Genomic DNA, 806 nt, shown 5'->3' on the forward strand with positions numbered 1-806 from the left:
CCGTTTAACACCAACGCTTACACTGGCGGCACGTTCGTCAATACGGACCAGACGTGGGCTGGTGTGTGGAATTACGTGCAGGCGGGCCGTTTGGCGAACAACAATATGATCCTGTACTCGGATTACACCGTCTTTGATGTGCTCGAGTATGACACGCAGCAGAATTATGCGAAGCCGGGTGATGTTGCGGAGACGTTTACGTCTGGTTTGCCTTCGAAGTTTGTTGAGGGTCTGAAGTACGAGATCGAGTGGGTCAACACTGAGACCGGCGAGGTTGTGCACAAGTGTGATGCTGTCGCGGCTAAAACCGATACCACGATTCCGTCCTGTGCGCTCGATACGGGTAATAAGGAGCTGTTCCCGGACGGTATTACGAAGACGACGACGTTTGCTGCGAACTTGTACCCGGTGAAGGAAGATACCGGTGAGCGCGGCGATCGTATTGCTACCGATGCTTTCACGGTGCTTGTGGATTGGGCTCCGGAGTACGAGCAGAAGGAAGGCAAGGCTGGTGAGCCGCTGAACTCTGGTGCTCCGACGTTTGACCGTACGGATACCGATCAGGTTGAGAAGCTCACTGCTGAGCAGCTGACTGCTGAGGATGCGGATAAGCAGCCGACGAAGTTCGAGTTGCCGGAGACCTTCACCGTTCCGGAGGGCTACGACATTTCGGTCGACGAGGCTACTGGTGCGGTTTCGTTGAAGTTCCCGAAGGGTACTGCTCCTGGTACCACGATTGACGTGCCGGTGAAGGTTACCTACAAGGACGGCACGACCGCTACTGGTGTTGCACCGTTTAAGGTTGC

General features: G+C 55.3%; 1 protein-coding gene. It reads left to right on the forward strand.

What is annotated here, in order from left to right:
• A partial coding sequence (locus tag HMPREF3171_RS11985; protein WP_210385585.1) for a YPDG domain-containing protein occupies positions 1 to 806 on the forward strand: 806 nt, incomplete at both ends.

It is taken from the genome of Corynebacterium sp. HMSC08F01 (genome assembly GCF_001807545.1).
GTDB classification, from domain to species: Bacteria; Actinomycetota; Actinomycetes; order Mycobacteriales; family Mycobacteriaceae; genus Corynebacterium; species Corynebacterium coyleae.